The sequence below is a fragment of the Paraburkholderia sp. MM5482-R2 genome (assembly GCF_050436125.1).
In the GTDB taxonomy this organism is placed as follows: Bacteria; Pseudomonadota; Gammaproteobacteria; order Burkholderiales; family Burkholderiaceae; genus Paraburkholderia; species Paraburkholderia tuberum.
On record NZ_JBNDLP010000002.1, the window covers coordinates 1,540,376 to 1,566,798 of the forward strand.

Sequence of the window (26,423 nt, forward strand, 5' to 3'; positions counted from 1 at the left end):
AAACTGTATAAACATACAGTATAGTATCCCCCTACAGCCAGGCTTCCGGGCGCTCCTCGCGCCGACCCGGCTGCACCGAACTTGCGCGGTCGCGAGAGCCGGCCGTGAGAGGTGACCCACTCCTTCAGACGGTCGGAAAAATTGTCCTCCAACGACGCAACCCTTGACACCCTCGCTGACACTCCCCAAGGCGGCAACCCGAGCGGCAACAAGATCCAGGGCACGATCCGCATTCGCGGCGCCCGCCAGCACAACCTGAAAAACGTCGACCTCGACGTGCGCACCGGCGAAATGACGGTCGTCACCGGGCCGTCCGGCTCGGGCAAGTCGAGCCTCGTGTTCGACACGCTGTATGCGGAAGGTCAGCGCCGCTACGTCGAAACCTTCAGCGCGTACGCGCGCCAGTTCCTCGACCGGATGGATCGGCCGCAGGTCGACCGCGTCGACGGCGTGCCGCCCGCCATCGCGATCGACCAGACCAACCCGGTGCGCAGCTCGCGCTCCACGGTCGGCACGATGACCGAGCTCAACGATCACCTGAAGCTGCTGTACGCGCGCGCGGCCGAGCTGTTCGACCGCCAGAGCGCGTATCTGGTGCGGCACGACACGCCGGAGACGATCTACGCGGAACTGCTCGAGCGCACCGCGCAGGAGGAGCCGCGGCTCGTCGTCACGTTCCCGGTCGAGCTGCCGGAGTCGGCGTCCGCGCAGGAGGTCGAGCAGTGGTTGTCGGCGAGCGGCTATACGCGCGTGCAGGCGCAGCGCGAAGTCGATTCGCCGACCGGCAAGCGCAAGCTGCTCGACGTCGTCGCCGACCGCTTCCGGCTGCGCTCGGTGGATAAAGCACGCGCGATCGAGGCGATCGAGGCATCGCTGAAGCGCGGCGGCGGGCGCGTCAATATTTACGTGCTGCCGGCTACCTCGGACGAGCCGCAGGCCGAAGCCGCCGAGCCGCGCATCTGGCGTTTCTCCACCGGCTTGCACAGCCCCGAAAGCGATCTGCGCTATGCCGACCCGCAGCCCGCGCTGTTCTCGTTCAACTCGGCCTATGGCGCTTGTGATGCCTGCCGCGGTTTTGGCCGCGTGATCGGCGTCGACCTCGGTCTCGTGATCCCCGACGCGCGCAAGACGCTGCGCGAAGGTGCGGTCAAGCCGATGCAGACGCCCGCGTGGAAGGAGTGCCAGGACGACCTGATGCGCTACGCGGCGAAAGCGGACATCCGCCGCGACACGCCGTGGGGCGAGCTCAGCGAGCGCGAACGCAACTGGGTCATCAACGGCTCGCCGGACTGGAACGGCAAGTGGCAGACGCATTGGTACGGCGTCAAACGCTTCTTCGACTATCTCGAATCGAAGGCGTACAAGATGCATATCCGCGTGCTGCTGTCGAAATACCGCAGCTACACGCCGTGCGAAACCTGCGGCGGCGCGCGTCTGAAAACCGAATCGCTGCTGTGGCGCCTCGGCAGCAAGGCCAATGCGAACGACGTGCTCGCGCCCGCGCAGCGCTTCATGCCGCGCGGCGTGAAGTGGTCGCGCGCGCAGCTCGAGGCGTTGCCGGGCCTGACCGTGCACGATCTCATGCTGATGCCGATCGAGCGCATCCGCCGCTTCTTCGACGACATCACGCTGCCGAGCGCGTTGCTCGACGACGCGCTGAAGCTGCTGCTCGCCGAAGTGCGCACGCGCCTCAAGTATCTATGCGACGTCGGTCTCGGCTATCTGACGCTCGACAGGCAAAGCCGCACGCTGTCGGGCGGCGAGGTGCAGCGTATCAACCTGACCACCGCGCTCGGCACGTCGCTGACCAAGACGCTGTTCGTGCTCGACGAGCCGAGCATCGGCCTGCACCCGCGCGACCTGAACCGCATCGTCGAAGCGATGCACCGGCTGCGCGACGCGGGCAATACGCTGGTCGTCGTCGAGCATGATCCGTCGGTGATGCTCGCGGCGGACCGGCTCATCGACATGGGTCCGGGACCGGGCGAGCGCGGTGGCTCGATCATTTTCGACGGCGCGCCCGAGGCGATTCGCTCGACCGGCACGCTGACCGGCGAGTACCTCGGCGGCCGGCGCCATGTCGCGGATGCCGCGCACTGGTCGCGTCGCGCGGTCGACGCAAGCACGCCGCGCATCGTGCTCGAAGGCGCGAGCGAGCACAATCTGCGCGACGTCACGGTCGAAATTCCATTGCAGCGGCTCGTCTGCGTGACCGGCGTGTCGGGTTCCGGCAAATCGACGCTGCTGCAGGACGTCCTGTATCCGGCGATGGCGCGCCACTTCGGGCTCGCCACCGAAGCGCCGGGCGCGTTCAAGGCGCTGAACGGCGCGGACCAGGTCACCGACGTCGTGTTCGTCGACCAGTCGCCGATCGGCAAGACCGCACGCTCGAATCCGGCCAGCTACGTCGGCGCGTTCGACGAAATCCGCAAGCTGTTCGCGAAGGCGCCGCTCGCGCAACAGCGCGGCTACGGCCCCGGCATGTTCAGCTTCAATTCGGGCGACGGCCGCTGCCCGACCTGTGGCGGCTCGGGCTTCGAGCACATCGAAATGCAGTTCCTCTCCGACGTGTACCTGCGCTGCCCCGATTGCGACGGGCGTCGTTATCGCGCGGAGATTCTGGAGGTGAAGATCGAGCGCGACCAGCCGGCACGCGGGTTGAGCATTGCCGACGTGCTCGAACTGACCGTCAGCGAGGCTGCCGCGTACTTCGCGCAGGACGCCGAAGTATTGCGCGTGCTGCAGCCGATCGTCGACGTCGGGCTCGAATACGTGAAGCTTGGCCAGCCCGTGCCGACGCTGTCGGGCGGCGAGGCGCAGCGGCTCAAGCTCGCGGGCTTTCTCGCGGAATCGGCACAGGCGCGCGGCGCACGCGGCGCGAAGCAGGTGATCGCGAAGCGTCTGTTCATGTTCGACGAACCGACCACGGGTCTGCATTTCGACGACATCGCGAAGCTGATGCAGGCGTTCGGCAAGCTGCTCGCGAGTGGTCATTCGCTGATCGTAATCGAGCACAATCTCGACGTGATCCGCGCGGCCGACTGGATCATCGACCTCGGTCCCGAAGGCGGCGACGGCGGTGGCCGCGTGTTGTGCGCGGGCACGCCGGACGAAGTGAAAGCGTGCGCCGAATCGCATACTGGCGAGGCGTTGCTGCAATACGACCGTGCGATGGACACCGCAACCGCGGCGGAGCCCCAGGGCATCCCGCTGCAGAAGGCCCTGAGCGCGGCCCGCGCACGTCGCGCGATCGAAGGCGAGAACGTCGTGCGCATCGTCAACGCGCGCGAGCACAACCTGAAGGCGCTCGACGTCGACATTCCGCACGGCAAGTTCAACGTGATCACCGGCGTGTCGGGCTCGGGCAAATCGACGCTCGCGTTCGACATCCTGTTCCACGAAGGTCAGCGGCGCTACCTCGAATCGTTGAACGCGTACGCGCGCTCGATCGTGCAGCCAGCCGGACGGCCCGAAGTCGACGCGGTGTACGGCATTCCACCGACCGTCGCGATCGAGCAGCGGCTCTCGCGCGGCGGTCGCAAGAGTACCGTCGCCACGACCTCGGAGGTGTGGCACTTCCTGCGTCTGCTGTACGTGAAGCTCGGCTTGCAGCACTGCATTCACGACGGCACGCCGGTCACGTCGCAAAGCGCCGAATCGATCGCGGCGCAGTTGCTACGCGATCACAAGGGCCAGCACGTCGGCTTCCTCGCGCCGCTCGTCGTGAACCGCAAGGGCGTCTATACGGACCTCGCGAAATGGGCAAAAGCGCGCGGCAATACGCATCTGCGTGTGGACGGCGAATTCGTGCCGGTCGATCCGTGGCCGAAGCTCGACCGTTTCCGCGAGCACACGATCGAGCTGCCGGTCGCTGACCTCGTCATCTCGGCCGATCACGAAGCGGAGCTGCGCGAAGCGCTCGATCAGACGCTCGACATCGGTAAAGGCATCATGCATCTGCTCGCGCCGCTCGACGGTCTGCACGACGCACTCAACGGCGGCGAGTCCACCGCGAAGCTCGGCGACGTGAAAGTGCTGTCGACCAAGCGCGCGTGTCCGGTGTGCGGCACGAGCTACCCCGAGCTCGATCCGCGCATGTTCTCGTACAACAGCAAGCATGGCTGGTGCACGAGCTGCGTCGGCACGGGGCTGTCGCTGACGCGCGAGCAGCGGGCCGCGTACGACGACACGATCGTCGACGACGACAATCGCGGTCGCGAGCAGAGCCTGCCCTCGGAGGAGCAGGAACCGGAAGGACTCGTCGACGAGCCGTGTCCGGATTGCGCGGGCACGCGTCTGAATCCGGTCGCGCGCGCGGTCACGTTCGACTCGCAGGCGATCGTCGACGTCGCGCAATGGACCGTGTCCGACACGCGCGCGTGGATCGATACGCTGCGCATGACGGGCCGCGACGCCGAAATCGCGCGCGACGTGGTCAGCGAAATCGGCAGCCGGCTGCAGTTCCTCGAAGAAGTCGGGCTCGGCTATCTGAGCCTCGATCGCGCGGCGCCGAGTTTGTCGGGCGGCGAAGCGCAGCGCATCCGGCTCGCCGCGCAGCTCGGCAGCAATCTGCAGGGCGTGTGTTACGTGCTCGACGAGCCGACCATCGGTCTGCATCCGCGCGACAACCAGATTCTGCTGAACGCGCTGCGCAAGCTCGGCGACAAGGGCAATACGCTCGTCGTCGTCGAGCATGACGAAGATACGATCCGGCGCGCGGATCACATCATCGATATCGGGCCGGGCGCGGGCAAGCGCGGCGGCACGCTGATCGCGCAGGGCAGCGTCGCGGACCTGTCCGCGCAGCCCGATTCGCTGACCGGGCGTTTCCTCGCGCAGCCGATCGTGCATCCGCTGCAGCCGCGCCGCGAGGTCGTCGCGCCGGGCAAGCGTGCGGCAGCGGTGCCGGAGAACTGGCTGACCGTGCATGGCGGCAAGCTGCATAACCTGCGCGACGTGACGGTCGGCATTCCGCTCGCGCGGCTCGTCGCGGTGACGGGCGTCAGCGGCTCCGGCAAATCGACGCTCGCGCGCGACGTGCTGATGACCAATCTGCTCGATGCGGTCGGGCGCTCGGTGCTGTCGTCGCCGGCCACGCGCCGTGCGCGTGCGGCCGCCGGGGAGAAGCCGGCCGCGAACCGGCGTTCGAGCGTGCTCGCGCGCTCGGCGCCGCGCGCGCCGCTGAACGTCACGCACATATGGCAGGGCTGCGATTCGGTCACCGGCTGGGAGAGCATCGACCGCGTGCTGGAAGTCGATCAGACGCCGATCGGCAAGACGCCGCGTTCGTGTCCCGCCACCTACATCGGCGTGTGGGATGCGATCCGCAAGCTGTTCGCGGGCACGCTGGAGGCGCGCGCGCGCGGCTATACCGCGTCGCGTTTCTCGTTCAACACGGGCGAGGGCCGTTGCCCCGCGTGCGAGGGCCAGGGCGTGCGCACGATCGGCATGAGCTTCCTGCCCGACGTGAAGGTGCCGTGCGACGTCTGCCACGGCCAGCGCTTCAATCCGGAGACACTCGCGGTCACGTGGCGCGGCAAGAACATCGGCGACGTGCTGACCATGGAAATCGACGAAGCGGTCGAGTTCTTCGCGTCGATTACGAACATCGGGCATCCGCTGCAACTGATGAAAGACGTCGGGCTCGGCTATCTGACGCTCGGCCAGCCATCGCCGACGCTGTCGGGCGGCGAGGCGCAGCGCATCAAGCTCGTCACCGAGCTGAGCAAGGTGCGCGACGACATCACGCGGCGTGGCCAGAAGCCGCCGCACACGCTGTACGTGCTCGACGAGCCAACGGTCGGCCTGCACATGGCGGACGTCGCGAAGCTGATTCGCGTGCTGCACCGGCTCGTGGATGGCGGGCATAGCGTCGTCGTCATCGAGCACGATCTCGACGTGATCGCCGAGGCGGACTGGATCATCGACCTCGGTCCGGAGGGCGGCGTGGGCGGCGGTACGATCGTTGCAGCAACGGATCCGGAAAGCCTGTCGCGCGTGGCCGCGAGTCACACGGGCGCGGCTCTGCGGCCGGTGCTCGCGCGCACGGCCGCTGCGGCGACGCTGGCCGGCGAAGGGACGAATGGCTGAGGCACGGTGACGAGCGGTGGCGCGGCCGTTGCAACTTCGCAGGTTGCAACGGCCGGCGCCTCGTCGCGTGTCCGCCACACATGATTGCTGCGCTGCATCCAATCATCCGAAGTTCGATCAATGCGGCGCATGCGCGCGTTTAAATCATACGAAAGAGGCCAGCGATGTTTCAAAATAGAAACATTTTTAGATCCCCTGATAAATCAGCATTTGGATATTAATTTGTGGTGCGGAGCGAATGCCACGGAAATGCCTAATGCCGCGGGCAATAAATTTACGCTTTGCGAATAAACCACCGAATTGCCGGGACATAATAGGGCGATAAGCAGTTCACAATTGAAACATTTTTGAACCGCGCAAGAAGCGTACTCGGTAACGCGCAATGGCCAGGCTTCGCATTATCGGCAACTTTGTCCGAATGCGCGAGAGTGCCGTCCATCAAGGCTTTGCGGTAAGATCTCCTCAAGCTCTTCGCGCGGCTTGCATAGTTGCCCGGCGTGTCGCGCGCTCATATCAATCGCTCAATAACCGCTTTTCCTCAGACATGGGCTGTCCTGATGAAACTCGTTTTTCAAATTTACTATAGCGATCCATTCCGCTAACATCACGCTTAATCCTTTATGCGGCGTAAGTCTGTTTTTTCGCCGTAATAACGCATTCTCTCGTTCCGTCTGATGGCGGGGCAAATCGGGGTCCGCAACGTATGACCGTTTGGGGAAGATCATGCCGCACATGCACCTTGATACAACGAGAATTACGTGGCTACACACGCCCGCTTTGAACGTCCGTACTGCAGCGCGGCGAATCGGCATTCTGCTGTTCGACGGCTTCTGGCTGCTCGGCCCCGGTACCGTCGTGGAAATGTTCCAGACCGCCAATGAGTTCGCGGGCACGCGAGCGGGCGAAGATCCGCCCTACGAAGTGCAGTTCCTGTCGATGGACGGCGGCAATGTCGCCAGTTCATCGTCGGCGCGCATCTGGACTGACCACATCGACACGCGCTTTGGCGGCGGTTTCGACGTGCTGTTCATCGCTGGCGGCTACGGCGCCCACGTGGCCGCGCGCGACGAACGCCTGCTGAACTGGCTGCGCGCCGTGCAATCGCGCACACGCGCGATCGAAACGATCGGCGAGGGGCGCCTCGTGCTCGAAGCGGCCGGCCCGACCGAGCATGACGGCCTGATGAGCCGCTATCCGGGCGCGAGCGCGAGCGAAGGCGCGTTCAGCGCGGCCAACGACCGTCACGACTGCGCCCGCAGCGCGCTGATGTTCATCAAGCGCGACCTGGGCGCCGAGCTTGCGCGCAGCGTCGCCGATCGCGTGATGCCCGGCATGGCTGCGACGTGGGTGCCGCTGCCGGCCGAGGGCGGCACGCTGAGCGTCGCCGAAAAGATTCGCGCGGCCGCGCGCTGGATGGAGGCCAACTGCGACCGTCCGGTCTCGGTCGCCGATGCCGCGCAGGTCGCCGCAATGAGCGAGCGCAATTTCCTGCGCCGTTTCAAGCACGAGATGCAGATCACGCCGTCGGACTACCTGCTGCAGGTGCGGCTGCGTATCGCGTGCAACTTCCTGACCGAGACCGAATTGCCGGTCGACAAGATCGCGCGTCGCAGCGGCACCGGCAACGGCGATCGTCTCGCGAAAATTTTCCGCAAGCGTATGGCTTTGTCGCCAACCGAGTATCGCGCCCGCAGCCGGGCGGCCAGTGAGGCGTAGCATGTATCTTTAGCATGCGATTGGGCGCCCGCGTTGCGGGCGCGCCTCGTCTGTCGGACGCGGTCGCGAGAGCGGCCGTATGTTCGCTGGCCAGCCTTTTTACGAGCACAGTGGCGATGGGCAACAGGGTCATGGCGACGGCATTGCCGGAGGTGAAACTCATCGAGCCGGAAGTGTTCATCGACGAGTTCGGCTTCTGCTTCGAGAGTTTCAGCGCGGACGAGTTTTCGGACGACGTCGCGCAGGGTTTCAACTTCGTGCAGGACCGCCATCTGCGCGCCGTGCATGGCGTGCTGCGCGGCTTGCACTACCAGGTGCAGCGTCCCCAGGGGCGGCTGCTGCGCGTCGTGCGCGGCGAGATCTTCGACGTCTCGGTCGACGTGCGCCTGAACTCACCGAACTTCGGCAAATGGAGCGGCGAGTATCTGAGCGAAGCCAACCATCGGCAGATCTGGGTGCCGCCCGGTTTCGCGCACGGCTTCGTCGTGCTGTCCGATGTCGCCGAATGCATGTGGAAGACCACCGAGTACTGGTTCCCCGAACTCGAGCGCTGCCTGCTGTGGTCCGATCCCGACATCGGCATCCAGTGGCCGATCGACTTTCAGCCCATCCTCGGCAGCAAGGATGCGGCGGGCCGTCGTCTGTACGAGGCTGAAAACATCTCGTGAACGACGGGGCCAACCCTACACTTCGGGTATCCAGTCAGTACGAGGTGCTCAACGTGAAGCGTCGCGCAAGCCATCCGCAATCCGTTCCGGTCCGCTATGTGTGTCGCGCGTTTGCGCCGCTCGGCGCGCAGGGGCTCAATTGCACGTGCGTGGATCAGACCATCGAGACGACCCGCGGCCGTGTGCTGCGTGGCGATTGCCATGTCGCGGTGTATGAAGGACACATCGTCGGCACGATGACGCTTTATGCTTCGGATGGCGAAGCATCGTGCGAGCTATACCGGCACGGCGATGTCGCGAGCCTGCGTCAGTTCGCGGTCGATCCCGCATGGCAGGGGCGCGGCATCGGCACGTTACTGATCGCGTTCCATGACGCCGCAGATCGCGTATGCGGCCTGAAGCGACGCCGCATACGCCTCCGGGATACGGAAAGAAGAAGCGGAAGGAAAGCAGAATTGAAGCGCCCGATGCTTCGGCAACTATTGCAATATGCTGCGGCAAGTATTGCAACGGCGACAGCGGCCGCGCAATCCTCGACGCGGGACCCACGCAGCGTGGCCAGTTCGCATCGGGCGAGGCGTGAATTCACCGAACGCTGTATGCAGCCGTCAGCGTCGGATCACGCCCATCAGCAGGGTGACGAGGAAGATCACCAGGAAGATGAAGAACAACACCTTGGCGATTTCGGTTGCGCCCGCGGCAATGCCTCCAAAGCCGAACACCGCGGCGATGATGGCGATGATGAAGAAAATCACAGCGTATCGAAGCATGGTGCCTCCACCGGTGGATTGTTGAAATGACGTTTGAACGGCGCCCCGTTGCGTACGTCACGCGGCTTCACGGGTGAGATGCCGGCGAGCGGATTTCAGCAATAGATGTGCCATCGCTTGATTGCCGCCGACGTTCCAGCGATTCACGATCAGATAGCCGACGAGCGCCGCCCGCCAAGCGCAGCGGTCCGCCGCGCGCGGCGGCTGGCCCGTCGACGACATCGGCGGCCTCGCGCTGCGTCTGCCGGAGGTCGAGACGGGGCGCTATTCCGATGCCCAGGCGAAGGAGGCTGACCAGCAGTCGCTGCTGAAGTGGCCGGTGCTCGCGCGGCTGATGAACCTCGTGCCGCGCGACGAAGCCGATGCGCCCGCCGCGCGAGGCGAGCCGCAAGAATCGGCGCTGAAATAAGGCCCGCGTCGAACGCTCAACGCAATTGCGTGAACGCGAGCAGCAACACCATGCTGCCGATCGCGCCATCCAGCACGCGCCACGCAGTTGCGCGGCGAAACAGCGGCGCGAGCATGCGAGCGCCATAGCCGAGCGCGACGAACCACACCGCGCTGACCGTCATCGCGCCGAGCGCGAAGGCGACCCGCGCGCCTTCCGGTTCACGCGCGCCGGCCGTGCCGATCAACAGAAACGTGTCCAGATAGACGTGCGGGTTGAGCCATGTGAACGCAAGCGTCATCAGGATCATCGGCAGCGCGCGTTGCGCAGGCGGCGCCTGATCGCGGGATGCGCCGGCCGAGCCATCGAGCACCGCATGTCCGGGCCGCACCGCGCGGCGCAGCGCGCTGATGCCGAACCAGGCGAGATACGCGAGCCCAACATAGAGCATCGCGTGCACGAAGCGCGGGAAACGCTCCATCAGCACCGCGGCGCCGCCGACGCCCGCGCCGATCAGAATGAAATCGGACAACGTACACAACAGCACGATCTTGCCGACATGCGAGCGCATGATGCCCTGCCGCAGCACGAACGCGTTCTGCGCGCCGATCGTAACGATCAGCGACGCGCACAGCGCAGCGCCATGGGAAAAAGACAACCAGTTCATAAATGGTCCGGAAAAAGGAAAGCAGCGGGGATAGACGGGAAAATCCAACAGCGCTAGTCTGCGGGTTGGCATCTCATAAGAGAAGCTAATTTGCTTAATGCCGATTAAGGAACGCTAATGCTCGACTACGCCTTGCTCGACGCGCTGGCCGCCGTGGTCCGCCACGGCTCGTTCGACCGTGCCGCAAGCGAGCTCAATATCACGCCGTCCGCGGTGTCGCAGCGGGTCAAGCTGCTCGAGGAGCGCGTCGGCAGCGTGCTCGTGAAGCGTGGGCAGCCGTGCGTCGCGACCACCTCGGGCGCGCTGCTATGCCGCCATACCGAACGCGTGCAACTGCTCGAAGCGGAGCTGAAAGGCCGCCTGCCGGCACTGCCCGGCGCGCTCGTCGAGCAGTGGCCGGCACTGCGCGTCGCGGTCAACGACGACAGCGTCGGCACCTGGTTCATCGACGCGGTCGCGCCGTTCTGCGTCGAACGCGAAATGCTGCTCGACCTCGTGATCGACGACCAGGACTACACCGCGCAGCGCATTCGCGACGGCAGCGTGCAGGGCGCGATCACGACGCAGGCCGAACCGGTGCAGGGCTGTCGCTCGACGCGCCTCGGCCGCATGCGATACCTGGCGGTGTGCTCGCCGGCGTTTTTCGCGCGCTATTTCGCCGACGGCGTCACGCGCGACAGCCTGCGGCGCACGCCGTGCGTCGACTTCAATCCGAAGGATCAACTGCAAAAGCGCTTCATGCGGCGCATTACGCGCGCGGAGCTCGATCCGCCGCTGCACTGGATTCCGCACGTCGCCGGTTTTTTGCGCGCGTGCGTGATGAGCCTCGGCTGGGGCATGTGCCCCGAGCGGATGATCGCCGGGCATTTGCAGCGCGGCGAACTGGTCGAGATCGCGCCGGGCAAGCATATCGACGTCGATCTGTACTGGCAGAGCTGGCGTCTGTCGATCGGCTGGCTCGACGATTTCAGCGCGATGCTCAGAAAGCGGGCCGGCGAGTTTCTCGATTGACTACGCGGCGGTGCCGCATGCAGAAATGCGGCAGCTGCTATAGCAACAGCTCGATCGAATGAAACAGGCGGCGCTGTTCCGGGTCCTGCGAGCGCGCGCCTTCGTCGATCGTCTCGCGCAGGCAGTCGAGAAAGCAGGCGGCCGCCGGGCTCGTGGGCGCGCCACGCCGCGACGTGATGCTGATGATGGTTTCGTCCAGCGTTTCACGCAGCGGCAGCGCCCACAGGTTTTCCTTCGCGCGTATCGCCTCGACGAGCGGCCACGGAAAGACGCTGACCATATCCGTGTGCGCGAGCAGGCCCAGCACGATCGCGAGCGAATGCGCGAGCACGATCGTGTGCGGCACCGGCATGCCGCGCTTGACGAACAGATTGTTCGACATCGACTCGCGGCTCGCCGGGTCCCAGTTCAGTATCCATTCCGCGTCTTGAAGGTCGAGCAGCGTGCGGCAGCCGGCCTTCGGATGGTCGCGCCGCGCGACCACCGCCGCATGCGTCGAAAAGAGCGGCGCGTTCTGAAACTCCGACTGCGGCGACGCGGGCGGCGGCCGACTGATCGAAAAATCGAGGCTGCCGTCGCGCAGACGCGGCTGCACGACCGCGAGCAGGCCTTCGAAAAATTCCAGTTGCACCTCCGGCATCCGCTCGCGAAAGCGCCGCACGGCGGGCGGCAGAAAAGTCAGCGCGACCCACGGCGTGACGCCGATCGACAGCTTGCCGGCGGCGGCTCCGCGCAACGCCTCGATCTCGGCTTGCGCGCGCTGCAACTGGCCGAGCACGAGCCGCGCATGCACGACGAGCGCGCGCCCGAACTCGGTGAACGCGACACCGCTCGCGCTGCGCACGACGAGCGGCGCGTGCAGATCGGCTTCGAGCTCGCGCATCGCCTTGGTCACGGCGGCCGGGGAAAGCCCCAGCGAGCGGGCGGCCGCCCGGATACTTCCGGTATCGGCAATCGCCGCCAAGGTATTGAGCTGATGCAGTTTCATTCGAATGAGAGGCGTGACGGGGGCAACCAAGGGTTGGCACCGCAACGATTCTACGCCTGCCGCCCGGATATCGGCGCCGCTATGCTGGGTTCACGCTGACAGGGGCGCAACCAGTTGCATGGGATCGGACTAAGCGCTGAAGCGCCAGGTCCGATCGACAGGAGATGGCATGAACACGATGGTCATTCCGGCGGGCATCGCCGAAGTCGAACAGGAAATGATCGCGCTGCGACGCAGCATCCACGCGCATCCGGAGCTGGCCTACGAGGAGTTTGCAACCGGCGATCTGGTCGCCGACCGCCTGCGGGAGTGGGGTTACAGCGTCCATCGCGGCTTGGGGCAGACCGGCGTGGTCGGGCAACTGAAGCTCGGCCACGGCACGCGCCGGCTCGGCCTGCGCGCTGACATGGACGCGCTGCCGATCCAAGAAACCACGGGCCTGCCGTACGCGAGCAAGCTGCCCGGCAAGATGCACGCATGCGGTCACGACGGCCATACGGCGATGCTGCTCGCCGCCGCCAGGCATCTGGCGCGCGAAAAAAGCTTCGACGGCACGCTGAATCTGATCTTCCAGCCGGCCGAGGAGGGGCTCGCCGGCGCGAAGAAAATGCTCGACGACGGCCTGTTCGAACAGTTTCCCTGCGACGCCGTGTTCGCGATGCACAACATGCCGGGTTTTCCTACGGCCAAGCTGGGCTTCATGCCGGGGTCGTTCATGGCGTCGTCGGATACGGTGATCATCAAGGTGATCGGCCGCGGCGGCCATGGCGCGGTGCCGCACAAGGCGGTCGATCCGGTCGTCGTGTGCGCGCAGATCGTGCTCGCGCTGCAGTCGATCGTGTCGCGCAACATCGCGCCGCTCGATATGTCGATCATCACGGTCGGCGCGATTCACGCGGGCGAAGCGCCGAACGTGATCCCCGAAACCGCCGAGATGCGCCTGTCGGTGCGCGCGCTGCGGCCCGAGGTGCGTGACCATCTGCAGCAGCGCATCACCGAGGTCGCGACCGGGCAGGCGGCCGTGTTCGGCGCGCGTGCCGAGGTCGACTATCAGCGCCGCTACCCGGTGCTCGTCAACGATGCGGCCATGACCGCGCTCGCGCGCCAGGTCGCGCTCGACTGGCTGGGCGTCGACGGGCTGATTCACGACATGCAACCGCTGACCGGCAGCGAGGACTTCGCGTTCCTGCTCGAACGCTGCGCGGGCAGCTATCTGATCATCGGCAATGGCGACGGCGAGGGCAGCTGCATGGTCCACAACCCCGGCTACGACTTCAACGACGCTTGCCTCGCGACCGGCGCGGCCTACTGGACCAAGCTCGCGCAGACGTTCCTCGTTTGACGCGGCGGCGGCGCGCGAGCGCCTTGCCGTAGCAGCCACAAGATAATGACGGAGACACAGATGGACTATTCAGCCACACCGCGGTCCGCGAGCGCCAATGGGCTCGATGCGCTAGATGTGCAGCGCCTCGCCGATGAACCTAAAAAGCGCGTCGGCCACGCGAAGGCGATCGCCGCGATCACGCTCGGCAACGGCCTCGAGTTTTTCGACTTCACGGTTTACAGCTTCTTCGCGACGATCATCGGCAAGCTGTATTTCCCGGTCGAAGGTCAGCTCGTGCAGCTGATGCTCGCGGTCGGCACGTTCGGCGTCGGCTTCATCATGCGGCCGGTGGGCGGCATCGTGCTGGGCGGCTACGCGGACCGCGCCGGACGCAAGGCCGCGATGAGCCTGACGCTGTGGCTGATGACGCTCGGTTCCGCGATCATCGCGTTCGCGCCGACCTATGCGGCGATCGGCGTCGCGGCGCCGCTGCTCGTGATTCTCGCGCGGCTGATCCAGGGTTTCGCGCTGGGCGGCGAGGTGGGCGCATCGACGGCGCTACTGCTCGAATACGGCAGCGATCGCACGCGCGGCTTCTACGGCAGCTGGCAGTTCGTGAGTCAGGGAATGAACACGGTAGTGGGCTCGCTGCTCGGCGTTGCCCTGGCCGCGACGCTGTCGCCGGCCGCGCTCGAAAGCTGGGGCTGGCGCGTGCCGTTCGTGATCGGCATGGCGATGGGGCCGGTCGGCATCTATATCCGGCGGCATCTCGACGAGACGCTGCCGGGTGTTGAAGATGGCACGGCAGCGTCTGGCGGCGCTGTTGCGCAGGCTGCTTCGGTTACCGTTGCGAAGCCCGCTGCGCAAGTTCAGTCGCTACCTGTGCGCGACCTGTTCCGCGACCACGCGCGCTCGATCACGACCGGCGTGCTGACGACGATCGGCGGCACCGCGGCGAACTACATCGTGCTGTTCTACCTGTCGACGTACGCGATCCGCATCCTGCATCTGCCGATGGCGACCGCGCTGTGGGCCGCGTGGACCGGCGCAGTGGTCACGGTGATCTGCTCGCCGTTCGCGGGCGCGCTGTCGGATCGGGTCGGCCGCAAGCGCGTGCTGTGGGTATCGCGCGTGCTGCTGATTCTCGCCGTCTACCCGGCCTTCATGACGATCAACGCGTCGCCGACGGTGCCGGTGCTGCTTGCGGTGGTCGCGGGCCTCGCGCTGCTCGTCACGTTCACCGCGGTGCCCAATATCGTGATGCTGCCCGAGCTGTTTCCGCGCGCGATCCGCGCGACCGGCATGTCGATCGTGTACTGCCTCGGCGTGTCGGTCTTCGGCGGCTTCGCGCAGTTTTTCGCGACCTGGCTGATCCAGATTTCGGGCAGCAATCTCGCGCCGGCGTGGTATCTGATCGGTTGCAGCGTCGTGTCGTTGCTGCCGTTGCCGTTCATGCGAGAGACCGCGGGTAGGGCGATCGATTGACGTGATGGCGATCGGGGTCCGCTGAAAAAAGAGGCGCGATCTTTTCGATCGCGCCTCTTTTGCCATTTGCCCTGCTTCACGCTGACTATCGGATCTTGATGACAACCTTACCCTTGGTACGTCCGGTTTCGACATAAGCCAAAGCCTCCTGGGTCGACTCAAACGGAAAGACCCGATCGATGACGGGTCGTATCGCTCGCGCGTCGATCAGTGCGGCAATCCGGCTGAGCTGTTCTCCGCTCGCCCGCATAAAGAGAAATGTATAGCTGACGTCATGACGTTTCGCGGCCTTCCTGATGCCATAACTCAGAAAGCGCATCACCGTTTTCAGGAACCACGAGGCACCGATCTCTTTCGCAAATTCGGCATCAGGCGGACCGGCGATCCCGATGAGCTTGCCGCCGGCCTTGAGCACACGCAGCGACTTCTCGAGCGCATTGCCGCCTTGCGTATCCAGTACCAGGTCGTAGTCCTTCAGGATGGTCGCAAAGTCGTCTTTCGTGTAATCGATGACGATATCCGCGCCGAGTTGCTTCACCAGTTCGAGATTCCGCGCGCTCGCTGTTGTCGCGACGGTCGCGCCCACATGCTTCGCCAGTTGAATGGCGAAGCTGCCGACACCGCCCGAGCCGGCATGTATCAGCACTTTCTGCCCTTTCTTCAATTGCCCTTTTTCGATCAGCGCCTGCCAGGCGGTCAATCCCACCAGCGGGATTGAAGCCGCTTCCTCCATCGTGAGTGCTGTCGGCTTGAGGGCCACGCCATCCTCTTTGACCGCGATGAATTCCGCGAAAGTGCCGATGCGATCCTTGTGCGGGCGCGCGTAGACCTCGTCGCCGGGCTTGAATCGCCGCACGCGCGAGCCGACGCGCACGACGACCCCTGCCAGATCGTTGCCCAAAATCAGCGGCAAACGATAGGGCAAAATGAGCTTGAACTCTCCGTCTCTGATTTTGGCATCGAGCGGGTTCACGCCCGCGGCGTGGATCTGGATCAATACGTCGTCCTCGCGCGGCTCTGGAGCCGGCATATCGCCGGATCGTAAGCCATTGTTGCGTCCATATCGATCGACGACGAATGCTTGCATCATGGTTCCTTGTCAGTGGCTCGTTAAGTCTGGTTGTTTCGCTGGCAATAGCACGGATGCAGAGCCTTTGAACAGGGAGGAGACAGTCACGTCGTCTACGTTGCCAGCCGCAGATCTTTGCGGATACCGGCGTCCACCAGTCCAGCGGGCGCAAATCTGCGCAGCAATCGCAGACGGGCGGCGAGTCCGCCAGCGGTATAGCGGAGTTTCGGACGAGCCGCGATGGCGGCCTGCAGTACGGTTTCAGCCACGACCTCGGGACCGTCGGCGCCCTCGACCACTTCCTTCACTCGCTTGTCCACGGCCGAGCGCACCTCGCGGTATTCGTCGAGAGGGGCGTCGGGCGCGATCAAGTTCGCGTCGAAAGGCGTCTTGATGTAGGCAGGTTCAATGACCGATACGCGAATGCCCAGCGTACGCAACTCATGGTCGAGCGACTCCGAATAACCTTCCACCGCGTGCTTGGTGGCGGAATACAGCGCCATATAGGGCATGGGCAGAAAACCGAGCACGGAACCGATGTTGATGATGCGGCCGCTGCGTTGTCGCCGCATATGAGGCACGACAGCACGCGTCATGCGGATGATCCCGAAGAAGTTCGTATCGAAGATCGTGCGTGCCTGGTCGATCGAACTCTCTTCCGCGGCGGCAGGGGCGACGCCGAAACCGGCATTGTTCACCAGCAGGTCGATGCGGCCCTGCAGGCGCAGCACTTCGCTGACGGCGGCTGCAACGGATGCATCGCTGGTCACATCGAGCGGCAGCATGTCGAACGACTGTTGGCCGGCTCGTTGGCCGCGCCGACTGGTGCCGTAGACCTTGTATCCGGCCTTCGCAAGCCGCTTTGCCGTGGCTTCGCCGATTCCTGACGAGGCGCCCGTCACGAGCGCTATTTTGGTTTGCATGATGTTCTTCCCAAGATGTCTTTGCGTGGGTGGTTGAGCATTCGTTTCACTAAAATATGATGACAGTCATATTTGCGGTCCAACGAAAACCGGCACAGGGCCGGCGTATTTACGCATCAATCGGTGCGAGTTTTTTCAATGCCGCTTCAAGAAAACTCTCCGATAGTTTGGGGTCGTCGACGGCACGCGCCATCACCATCGTGCCAACCATTGTGGCGACCATCAAAAGCGCCTGTTCGTGCGCGCCTGGCTGACCCCAATCGGGCAATTGGCGCGCAACGACATCGATCATCTCCTTGATGCGGCGGGTGGCCGCGCGCCGTACGGCCGGCGCCTGGCGCGGCATCTCCGAGCCGAGGGCAGAGATCGGGCAACCGGTCTCGATGCTCTCGCAATGCTCCTTCGACAGATAGGCGCGCATCATCGCCGGCAACGCCTGTTCCGGCGGCACGGACGCGGCGATACGCTCCGACAGCGCGACGGATTCAGCTCCGGCGCGGTCAGCGGCTTCGGCAAGCAGCACCTCGCGCGACGGGAAATGGGCATAGAAGCCGCCATGCGTCAGACCTGCCTCCTTCATGATGTCAGCCACGCCCGTGCCGTCGTAGCCGCTGCGCCGAATCGCGCGTGCGGCGACCTCGACGATGCGCTCGTGCGTGATTTCCTTGCGGCTGGCTGGCTTCCGGGTGACGGATGCATTTTTCATGACGACCATCATATATCATTTCGGCGGGATTTGCAGGGGCCATCCAGAGACCGACGGTTCAGGCGGTAACCGCTAGAATTGCGGCTTTAGCCCGGAATACGCCAATGTCTTTTGCCTCGCTTGGCCTGATCGATCCCTTGCTGCGCAATGTGCAGGACCTCAATTACCAGACACCTACGCCGGTGCAGGCCAAGGCGATTCCTGCTGTGCTCAGTGGCAAGGACGTCATGGCCGCGGCACAGACCGGCACTGGCAAAACGGCGGGTTTTGCGCTGCCGCTGTTGCAACGGCTGGTGCAACACGGCCCTGCGGTGTCCAGCAACCGCGCGCGTGTTCTGGTGCTGGTGCCCACGCGTGAACTGGCCGAACAAGTGCTGCAAAGCTTTATCGCTTACGGCAAAGGCCTCGACTTACGATTTCTGGCCGCCTACGGCGGTGTGAGCATCAACCCGCAGATGATGAAGTTGCGCAAAGGCGTGGATCTGCTCGTCGCCACGCCGGGCCGTTTGCTAGATCTCCATCGCCAGAACGCAGTGCAGTTTGATCAGGTACAAACGCTGGTGCTGGATGAAGCCGACCGCATGCTGGATCTGGGCTTTGCGCGCGAGCTCAACGCCGTCTTCGCTGCCTTGCCCGCTCAGCGCCAGACCCTGCTGTTCTCTGCCACGTTTACCGATGAGATCCGCGCCATGGCGGCGGGCATTCTGCGCGGCCCGGTCAATATCAGCGTCGGCCCGCCCAATGCCACGGCCAGCAAGATCAAGCAGTGGGTGGTGCCGGTGGATAAAAAGAACAAGCCCGACCTTTTCATGCACCTTGTGGCTGAGAACGACTGGAAGCACGCGCTGGTGTTCGTCAAAACCCGCAATGGCGTGGATTACCTGGCGGCCATGCTGGATGAAGCGGGCTATGCGGTCGACACCATCCACGGCGACAAACCGCAACCCGCGCGCCTGCGTGCGCTGGAGCGCTTCAAGACGGGCGAAGTACATATGCTGGTCGCTACCGATGTGGCTGCGCGCGGGCTGGATATCGACGATCTGCCGCTGGTGATCAACGTTGATCTGCCGATCGTGGCGCAAGACTATGTGCACCGTATTGGCCGTACCGGCCGAGCGGGCGCCAGCGGCGTGGCGGTGTCCCTTGTGTGCGCCGATGAAGCCCCGCAACTGGCCGCGATTGAAGCGCTGATCCGGCGAGCGCTGCCCCGTGAAGAAGAGCCGGGTTTTGAAGCCGAACACCGCGTGCCGCAAACTGGCGCGACGGGCCAGATCATCAAGAAACCCAAAAAGCCTAAGAAGCCCAAAGTGCCGCAAGCTGCGCCGGGCGCCATGCAGGTGCTCAGCAAAAAACCGCGCCCGAAAAGTGGCGAAAACAAACGCAAGCCTGCAGCGCAACGCGCTGTGGCCGCGGGTAACGGCACAAGCTTGTCCAGCGGTAGCCCATTCAGCGTGCAAAAGCCACGCAGCAAACCGGCCAGCAAGCCAGTTGCGGGTTCACGTAAGCCGGCTGGCAAACCCGCTGGTGGTCGCGGCAAACGCTAACCCTGATCCGTGTGTGACGGCAACGCACACGCCATTCCATCTCACATCATCCGACCTTAGCGGATTCCGCGTTTGATCAACGGAATGAGCGAGTCGATCGTCGCAGGTGTTTGGACACCTGCGCCGGTGTTGATGGTCAGTCCCGCGAAATGATAAGCAGCCGAGAGCACGCATTGCGTGACCGGCAGGAAGCCTTGCAGATAAAGTTGCTGGTCGAGCGTCGCGGTAATGTATTTGCTCTGCAGCCCCGAAATCGTGGCCGGTGCCAGATCGATGCCACCAATGATGATTTGCCCCGGCTTCTTGCCAGCCTGCTGGAGCGCCTGCGGAATGAACCCGGTTACACCGCCGTGCTGAGTTCCAATCGCCTTCAGATTAGGGTGCGCCTGGATAAAGGCGACCAGGATCGGCACGGCGAGCGATGAATCGGAATCCACCTGAGGTGAGATATTGAGCCTGGTCACCTTTACGCCGGCCTTCTCCAGCGTTTCGGCAAGGCCACGGTCAGACTGACTGCGCACACTCTCGTTGAACACACCGTATTCCAGCGCCTCGTCGCCCTTCTTGATCCCAGCGTTGAGCATTGCCTGCGCGGTGATCTGCCCGCCGACGTAGAGTTCGACGCCGGCGTAGCCGAAGCCCTTCGCGTCGTAAAGTTTCTGGTTCTCGGGTAGCGGCGTGTTGCCGACGGTAACGATGATGCCCTGGTCTACCGCCTGCTTGATCAGTGGCGCGAAGGCTGGATCGCCCGGATGGCCCATGATGCCGATGCACGTCGGATGCGCCGCCATCGCCTGGCGAAACTGCGCAAGCATTGTCTCCGGGCTCCAGGCCGAGAACTGCTCGATCACCTTGATGCCTAAGGCATGCCCCGCGTCCGCAGCCCCGGTCTGACGTGGCAGCGTCGCGCCGTCGCCAGGGTTTCCGCCCATCTGCATATACATTGTCATACCGGCGCCGAGCGGCCCCGTCGTGGTCGGCTCGGTGGCACCGGCCGTCTGCGCGAGGCCAAACGCGAGAATACTCGCCCCCAGGAGGGATCTCGTCATGATCTTGATCATTTCTGCTCCTTTCTCCTGATTTAACGGCTTTATCGCCCCCCAAGCCTGAATCTTTCGCGCAACACGCGCAGCTTGGCGGGATTCTCTACCAACAGATGCAGCGTCACAGCGACGATGAACACCACCCCTTCGATCGCCTGTACCCAGAAGCCGGCGATACCTGTCGCAACGATTCCGGCCTCCAGCATGCCTATCACGAAAGTGCCGAAGAAGGTACCCACGATCGTCGCCGTGCCACCAAACACCGAGGTTCCGCCGATGAACACGCCGGCCAGCGCCGGCAGCAGATAGCCCTGCCCCTGGGTTGAAAAATAGTTCAGATTCTCGAGCGTGAGCAGCACCGTGGCGAAACCGGCCAGCACACCCATCAGCGTGAACAATTTCACCGTCTCACGCACGACATTGATGCCCACGACCTTCGCCACGTTTCGGTTGTCTCCGATGAACAGCAGGTGCTCGCCAAAACGGTGACGATTGAGGATGAACCACATGAACACTGCGAGCCCGAGCGCCCAGAGCGCTTGCATCGGGATCACACCGAACAACGTGCCCGCGAATACTGCATAGGCTGAACCGTTGGCGAGCTCCTGTAGCGCATTGGAGAGTCCGCCGGACAGGATCGAAGCAACCCCAGCCCAGAGGAACTGCGTGCCGATTGTCACGATGATCGAAGGCACACCGACCACCGCGACCAGCACCCCGTTCACCACGCCGACCAGCGCGCCGCCCGCCAATGCCGCGATCCCGGCTAACCAGGCTGATCCGGTGGTGTTCACGCACCAGGCGAACAGGAAGCCCGAGAATGCCATCACGGAGGGGAAGGACAGATCAATTTCCCCCGCCGCAACCACCAGAGTGAGCCCGATCGCCAACACCGCCAGCGGTGGCACGGTGGTCAGGAAGGAGAAGTAGATTGGCCAGCCTAAAAAGACGCGCGGTGCGGTTGCCATGAACAGGCCGACCACCAACGCGAACACGACCAGGCTCGGCACTCCCTCTATGCGTGCAAAATCCGGCAGGCGAAAACGCACCAGCCGCGCCGGCTGTTCGTCTTTTATCGGATCACTCACGTCCTTGCCCCGCAGCCAGCGCCGGCCCGTGCCCGCTCTGCTGTAGCGAAATCAAGAACCGGGTGAGTTCCTCGAGGCTCATCTCACCCGACTTCATATCCGCGACGATCCGGCCACGATCGAGCACGACGAGCCGATCGGCGAGCTCGTGCACATGGGCGAGGTTATGTTCGATGTAGATGCAGGCGCGGCCGGACTCCTTGATCGACCGGACGAAGTCGAGAACCTTACGTACCTCGCTAATGGCAAGCGCAACCGTGGGTTCATCGAGAATGATCAGATCGCTGTCGAAATACATCGCCCGTCCGATCGCGATGCCCTGGCGCTCGCCACCGGAGAGTTTCGCAATCAGCGAATCCGCGTCGATCCCCACGCCGCGGAAACCGAGCTGGCGCTTCAAAATATCGTTGGCAATGCGCCGCTGGTCGGCAACTTTGATGAAGCCGAACCGGTTGGTGATCTGCCGGCCGACAAAAAAATTACGCCACAGCGGCTGCTTCTCGCCCAGCGATTTTTCCTGATAGACCGTCTCGAAGCGCAGTCGGTGCGCCTCGCGCACCGAAAAGCGGTTCCAGTCGACCTCCTTGTCCCGGATGAACAGCTTGCCCGTGCTCGGCCGCACGACACCAGTCAGTACCTTGATGAGCGTCGACTTACCCGCGCCGTTATCACCGATCAGGCCGACGATCTCGTTCCGCCCAATGGCCAGATCGATGCCGGACAGCGCCCGTATCTTGCCGTAGGACAGGCTGATACCTTGGGCGCGCACGATATGCTGATAGGCGCACGTACCGGGCGCTGCCTGGTTCGGCATCACGCCGCGCTCCAGCTCGAATGACCCACAGCGATGTTGTGAACGACGACAGCCATAGATCTTTCCCCTTTGCTTATCGATCGCCGCATCAACTTACATTGGAAATGTCCCTGAAATTTAGCAAGCCTTAGAGTCCAGTTCAAGAATCGCTTACGAGACCGCTTATATTTCATCGGGAAAATATTAGTCTTGGGCACTTGAACAACGCACAACCTGAGGGATAGAAGAAGCGCGTCAGAAGGGTCCCCACAGGACGAGCGGCCACAAACGCCCGGTCAAAAAGGCGCAAAAAGCAGAGGTATCGGCATGCATCCGCCACTCCAACGGCTATTCTTCAGACACTACGACTAACGCGTTTCAGGCCGGCTCTGCGGGTCGTCGTCAGCCATTCCGCGCCCCACGCGGAAAGGGGGGTGTATGTCACGTCCAGAACTACCTCGGCCCGCGCGACGCGCGCTGCGTCGTCGGCAGTCAGCCGGACGCCGGTGGCTCGTCATCGGCAGCGCGCTCACCGGACTGTGCTTTGCCCATGCGACGCTCGCGGCGGGCAAACTTCCACAAGGCGGCACTTACGTGGCCGGCACGGGCGCAATAGCAAGCCAGGCCAACGGCCTCGTGATCACGCAACCGGGTTCGACGCGCGGCGTGATCGAGTGGAACAGTTTTTCGATCGGCAGGAACAACAGCGTGACGTTCGACAACGGCTCGGGCGCGACGCTGAACCGCGTGACGGGCGGCTCGCCGTCCGCCATCTTCGGCAGGCTCAGTGCAACGGGGAGTCTGTATGTGATCAATCCGCAAGGCATCGTCGTGGGGCCATCGGGCGTGATCAGCACCGGTGGCCGTTTCGTCGCGTCAACGCTCGATGTCTGCAACGACGCGTTCATGCAGGGCGGTGGTTCCCTCACGTTGTCGGGCGACCCGAACGCAAGCGTGATCAACCTCGGCAAGATCAGTTCGAGCAGCGGCGATGTGTTCCTGATCGCGCGACACGCCGTGATCAACGCGGGCACTATCACAGCGCCCAACGGTACGGCCGAACTGGCTGCAGGCGAACAGGTGTTGTTACAGGATTCGGGCAGCAGCAGACAGGTGTTCGTGCAGACGGGCGGCCAGGGTACCGTGGTCAACAAAGGGCGCATAAACGCCGCGCAGATCAGCCTGCAGGCCGCCGATGGGAACGTCTATGCGCTTGCTGGCGGCGGCACGCGCATCCGCGCGACGGGCACGGCGGATCGTGACGGTCACGTGTGGCTCGTCGCCGATGGCGGCCGTGTCAGTCAACTCGGCAAGATCTCCGCGAGCAACGCGGATGGCAGCGGCGGAACGGTCGACACGCAAGCGGCACAACTCGCATTCGGCAGGCATGCAGCCGTTCACGCGGGCCAATGGAACCTGTTGACACCCACATTCACAATCGATAGTGCGGCCACCCGGCCGTTGCAGCAGAGCCTGAATTCGGGCACATCGGTCGCGGTCACGACGACGGGCGTCAATGGCGCAACGGGCGACCTGAGCATTGCATCCAGCCTTATCTGGGAGGGAGCGGCTTCGCTGACGCTTGCCGCGTACCACAACGTCTCAGTGACGACGGGCACGACGATAGCGAACCGCGGTACCGGCAATCTGACCGTGCGCGCCGACGCAACGGGCAGCGACAATGGAGGCAGCATCGCGAATAACGGCATCATCGACTGGTCGGCAAGCACGGGTATCGTCAGTGCGCTGTACGACATCGGGGGCAACTACAGCGCGGGAACCATTCTGTTGAATCAGGCGTGGACGGCGCCACCTGACAGCGGTCTCGTCACGCAGTCGACCGCCTATGAACTTATCAACTCGCTCGCCGACCTCCAGAAAATCAACCAGGACCTTTCGGGCATCTACGCGCTAGGCAAGGACGTGGATGCAACGCCGCCGTCGGGCACGTTCAATGCGCCGATTGGCGCTTTCCCAGCGAGTCCTTTCACCGGACAGTTCGATGGCATGGGCCATACGATATCCAACCTCAAGATTCAGGCATCACCGTCGGACATCGACCCGGGCGCAGGTTTGTTTTCCGCCATAGGATCTGGCGGTGTCGTACGCGACCTGACGGTGCAAGGCGAGGTCAGTGGCACGGCTAACGCCGGCTACTATGGGATTCTGGCCGGCCTGTTGGAAACTGGGCTCAACACCAGCACCATTGCGTCCGTCCACACCAGTGGTACGGTCGCGGTCGAGAACGCTCAAGAGGCGGGCGGCCTCGTCGGCTGGTCCGATGGCACTATCACACGGTCCTCCAGCAATGCTGACGTGTCGTCGTCTCAAGGTTTCTCCGATGGTGGACTCGTCGGCTACAACGGGGGAGTCATCAGGCAGTCTTTCGCATCGGGGAGCGTTGTGGGCACTTCGGCCTATGCCGGCGGGCTGGCCGGTCAAAACGCAGGAACGATCACGCAGTCGTACGCGACGGGTGCAGTCAGCGCGACTGATGCAGCCGCGGGAGCGCTAGTGGGAGTGAATCTATATAGCAGTGTTGAGCAATCATTTGCCACTGGCAGCGTTCAAGGGCAGGGAGGCGGAGGTGGCATCGCGGGCTTCAACTACGGGCCAGTGACCATAAGCAGCGACGTGTTCTGGAATACACAGACGACCGGCGCCACCGTCGCTGTAGTGAGTGTGGCTCATGGCGCCCAGGTTGGCAACGCCCAGGGCCTGACCACCGCTCAGATGAGCAACCCCGTCAGCTTCGGTCCCACATACGACTTCGGACCTGGCGGGGTATGGGCCATGCCCGCCGGAGCAACGCACCCCGTGCTGCGGTGGCAACTGGGTCAGTAGATGGCGAAGGCTTGTCGACAGGGTGGAACTCGACACGACGCAGATGCTGTCGTGAAAATCATTTGGGCGGGACAACTCCGGGAGGTCGGCGATGAATTGCTCCATTCGCGCGAGGCTTATCCAGTCTGCCTGGATCATCCTTCTGGCCATGCCCTGTGCGGCATGGGCGCAATCGCAAACGATAGTCACGATCGCTGGCACTGGGGCGCAAGGGTAGAGAATCAGCGGCCCAACGCGCTGGCTAGCCAGGCGATGCATCGCGGGCCCCAGCACTTCGTTGTGCATTTTTGCGGCGCCACGTCGAAACGCTGCAGCCGAAGCGGCCGTTGAACCAGCGGGAAAACGCGCTCAGCGATGAGAAGCCTACCAGCGTGGCCACTTCAGACAGCGGCCGGTCGCCGCTACTGACATACCGCATCACCTGTTCAACCCGCACCGCATCGACAATCGACAGAAAGCTGTCACCCCGACGGGCGAGGTGGCGATTCACGGTCGTGCGATCCATGCCCAGATGCTGCGCGATCCGGTCGGCCGAGCAGGTGCCAGACGGCAAAAGCGCAATGACCAGTTTCCTGACCTTGTCGGACATGGTTGCGTTGGACTGAAGCAGCATCGAATCCAGATACTGGCGCACCTGCTGCGCCATGACCGGATCGTAAGCTGGAATCGCGGCGTCGAGATCCGCTGCGAGGCACACGATGCCGTCGAAATCCTGGTTGAACTCAACGGGCGCGCCAAATACACGCGCATGCATGGCGAGGCTGGCTGGAGCGCTGTACGTGAGACAGATGGTGCGCGGCTTCCAGGCGGCGCCCAGCACCAGGCCCAGTGTCCGGTACAGGACGCCCAGTATCAACTCCGTTGCCTGGCGCATCGAGCCAGGCATGCCGCCCATGAGGTCTTCGCGGATGATGGCGAGTCCTGCCGTCTCCTCGACGCGCATCACCACCGCCTCGTTCTGCAGGCGCAGATAGTGCGCCATCGATTCGAGCGCGCGGCGCAGTGTCGGCTGTTCCCGCATCGCAAAACCGAGAGGGCCAAGGTTGGACAGGTGGCGGGTCTCGGCCATGCGCAGCGCGAAATCCTCGACGGCAGCGGCCCGGGCGGAGGTTTCCAGCAACCGCGCCACTGCCTCGGCCGGAATCATGATGTCGGGGTTCAGCAACGCGGAACGGTCAATGCCGGCATCACTTAACTGCTGGTAAGGATCAAGGCCCACCGATCGGGCCACTTCGACGTAACTGGTCAGGGAGGCACTGCGAAGCAGATAGGACATATGGTTTTCCCTCATGCATCAAAATGTAAA

Annotated in this window: 19 protein-coding genes and 1 pseudogene; 9 read left to right on the top strand and 11 right to left on the bottom strand. The window is 63.8% G+C overall.

All coding sequences use genetic code 11. From position 1 onward, the window contains the following. The first annotated feature begins 141 nt into the window (after positions 1-141). The 4 genes and pseudogenes from uvrA to OKW37_RS10050 form a co-directional block, all read left to right on the top strand. Positions 142-6,090 carry an excinuclease ABC subunit UvrA gene (gene uvrA, locus OKW37_RS10035; protein WP_429406729.1) on the top strand — a complete coding sequence of 1,983 codons (5,949 nt, stop codon included), beginning with the start codon at positions 142-144 and terminating at the stop codon, positions 6,088-6,090. 723 nt (positions 6,091-6,813) lie between these two features. Beyond that, positions 6,814-7,806 carry a GlxA family transcriptional regulator gene (locus OKW37_RS10040; protein ID WP_090803900.1) on the top strand — a complete coding sequence of 331 codons (993 nt, stop codon included), beginning with the start codon at positions 6,814-6,816 and terminating at the stop codon, positions 7,804-7,806. Positions 7,807-7,922: 116 nt separating this feature from the next. Then, on the top strand, positions 7,923-8,474 hold the full coding sequence (rfbC, locus tag OKW37_RS10045; RefSeq protein ID WP_090803902.1) for a dTDP-4-dehydrorhamnose 3,5-epimerase: 552 nt from the start codon (positions 7,923-7,925) through the stop codon (positions 8,472-8,474). A 182-nt stretch (positions 8,475-8,656) separates the two neighbouring features. Beyond that, positions 8,657-8,863 (top strand): annotated as a pseudogene (locus OKW37_RS10050) (GNAT family N-acetyltransferase); the annotation flags it as partial. Between the two features lie 219 nt (positions 8,864-9,082). Here OKW37_RS10050 and OKW37_RS10055 read toward each other — a convergent pair. From OKW37_RS10055 to OKW37_RS10065, 3 genes are all read right to left on the bottom strand, one after another. Further along, entirely contained in the window at positions 9,083-9,244 is a 162-nt protein-coding gene (locus OKW37_RS10055) for a DUF1328 domain-containing protein (RefSeq protein ID WP_013089029.1), read from the bottom strand. Between the two features lie 57 nt (positions 9,245-9,301). Next, the gene (locus OKW37_RS10060) at positions 9,302-9,466 is read right to left on the bottom strand and encodes a hypothetical protein (protein WP_184062126.1); all 165 of its coding nucleotides are present in this window, start codon (positions 9,464-9,466) and stop codon (positions 9,302-9,304) included. Between the two features lie 203 nt (positions 9,467-9,669). Further along, entirely contained in the window at positions 9,670-10,299 is a 630-nt protein-coding gene (locus OKW37_RS10065) for a LysE/ArgO family amino acid transporter (RefSeq protein WP_184062125.1), read from the bottom strand. Positions 10,300-10,416: 117 nt separating this feature from the next. Between OKW37_RS10065 and OKW37_RS10070 the strand changes: the two genes are divergently transcribed. Beyond that, positions 10,417-11,310 carry a LysR family transcriptional regulator ArgP gene (locus tag OKW37_RS10070; RefSeq protein WP_184009370.1) on the top strand — a complete coding sequence of 298 codons (894 nt, stop codon included), beginning with the start codon at positions 10,417-10,419 and terminating at the stop codon, positions 11,308-11,310. A gap of 37 nt (positions 11,311-11,347) precedes the next feature. Here the strand turns inward: OKW37_RS10070 and OKW37_RS10075 are convergent, their stop codons facing one another. Continuing rightward, positions 11,348-12,298 (bottom strand): LysR substrate-binding domain-containing protein, encoded by a 951-nt coding sequence (locus OKW37_RS10075; RefSeq protein ID WP_429406726.1) that lies wholly within the window; start codon positions 12,296-12,298, stop codon positions 11,348-11,350. 169 nt (positions 12,299-12,467) lie between these two features. Between OKW37_RS10075 and OKW37_RS10080 the strand changes: the two genes are divergently transcribed. Together OKW37_RS10080 and OKW37_RS10085 are read left to right on the top strand one after the other, a co-directional pair. Continuing rightward, positions 12,468-13,640 (top strand): M20 aminoacylase family protein, encoded by a 1,173-nt coding sequence (locus OKW37_RS10080; protein ID WP_429406724.1) that lies wholly within the window; start codon positions 12,468-12,470, stop codon positions 13,638-13,640. Positions 13,641-13,700: 60 nt separating this feature from the next. Beyond that, entirely contained in the window at positions 13,701-15,107 is a 1,407-nt protein-coding gene (locus tag OKW37_RS10085; protein WP_429406723.1) for an MFS transporter, read from the top strand. Between the two features lie 85 nt (positions 15,108-15,192). Here OKW37_RS10085 and OKW37_RS10090 read toward each other — a convergent pair whose 3' ends face one another. The 3 genes from OKW37_RS10090 to OKW37_RS10100 all read right to left on the bottom strand — a co-directional run bounded on the left by OKW37_RS10090 (position 15,193) and on the right by OKW37_RS10100 (position 17,817). Beyond that, positions 15,193-16,194 carry an NADP-dependent oxidoreductase gene (locus tag OKW37_RS10090; RefSeq protein WP_429406722.1) on the bottom strand — a complete coding sequence of 334 codons (1,002 nt, stop codon included), beginning with the start codon at positions 16,192-16,194 and terminating at the stop codon, positions 15,193-15,195. A gap of 95 nt (positions 16,195-16,289) precedes the next feature. Continuing rightward, positions 16,290-17,099, bottom strand: a complete 810-nt coding sequence (locus OKW37_RS10095; RefSeq protein ID WP_184062121.1) for an oxidoreductase — start codon at positions 17,097-17,099, stop codon at positions 16,290-16,292. A 109-nt stretch (positions 17,100-17,208) separates the two neighbouring features. After that, positions 17,209-17,817, bottom strand: a complete 609-nt coding sequence (locus tag OKW37_RS10100; RefSeq protein WP_429406721.1) for a TetR/AcrR family transcriptional regulator — start codon at positions 17,815-17,817, stop codon at positions 17,209-17,211. 92 nt (positions 17,818-17,909) lie between these two features. On the opposite strand from OKW37_RS10100, the gene OKW37_RS10105 reads away from it, so the two are divergent. Then, the gene (locus OKW37_RS10105; RefSeq protein WP_429509809.1) at positions 17,910-19,349 is read left to right on the top strand and encodes a DEAD/DEAH box helicase; all 1,440 of its coding nucleotides are present in this window, start codon (positions 17,910-17,912) and stop codon (positions 19,347-19,349) included. A gap of 56 nt (positions 19,350-19,405) precedes the next feature. Here OKW37_RS10105 and OKW37_RS10110 read toward each other — a convergent pair whose 3' ends face one another. The 3 genes from OKW37_RS10110 to OKW37_RS10120 are packed head-to-tail and all read right to left on the bottom strand — an operon-like array spanning position 19,406 to position 22,294. Beyond that, positions 19,406-20,410, bottom strand: coding sequence for a substrate-binding domain-containing protein (locus OKW37_RS10110; protein WP_429406720.1), 1,005 nt, complete (start codon positions 20,408-20,410; stop codon positions 19,406-19,408). Between the two features lie 29 nt (positions 20,411-20,439). Next, positions 20,440-21,480, bottom strand: a complete 1,041-nt coding sequence (locus OKW37_RS10115; protein ID WP_311734821.1) for an ABC transporter permease — start codon at positions 21,478-21,480, stop codon at positions 20,440-20,442. After that, positions 21,473-22,294, bottom strand: coding sequence for an ATP-binding cassette domain-containing protein (locus OKW37_RS10120; RefSeq protein WP_429408449.1), 822 nt, complete (start codon positions 22,292-22,294; stop codon positions 21,473-21,475). The genes OKW37_RS10115 and OKW37_RS10120 overlap by 8 nt, the downstream gene beginning before the upstream one ends. Positions 22,295-22,711: 417 nt before the next feature. On the opposite strand from OKW37_RS10120, the gene OKW37_RS10125 reads away from it, so the two are divergent. Then, entirely contained in the window at positions 22,712-25,117 is a 2,406-nt protein-coding gene (locus OKW37_RS10125; RefSeq protein ID WP_429406719.1) for a filamentous hemagglutinin N-terminal domain-containing protein, read from the top strand. 241 nt (positions 25,118-25,358) lie between these two features. On the opposite strand, the gene OKW37_RS10130 is transcribed toward OKW37_RS10125, so the two are convergent. Continuing rightward, positions 25,359-26,393, bottom strand: coding sequence for an AraC family transcriptional regulator (locus tag OKW37_RS10130; RefSeq protein ID WP_429406717.1), 1,035 nt, complete (start codon positions 26,391-26,393; stop codon positions 25,359-25,361). Positions 26,394-26,423 lie beyond the last annotated feature (30 nt).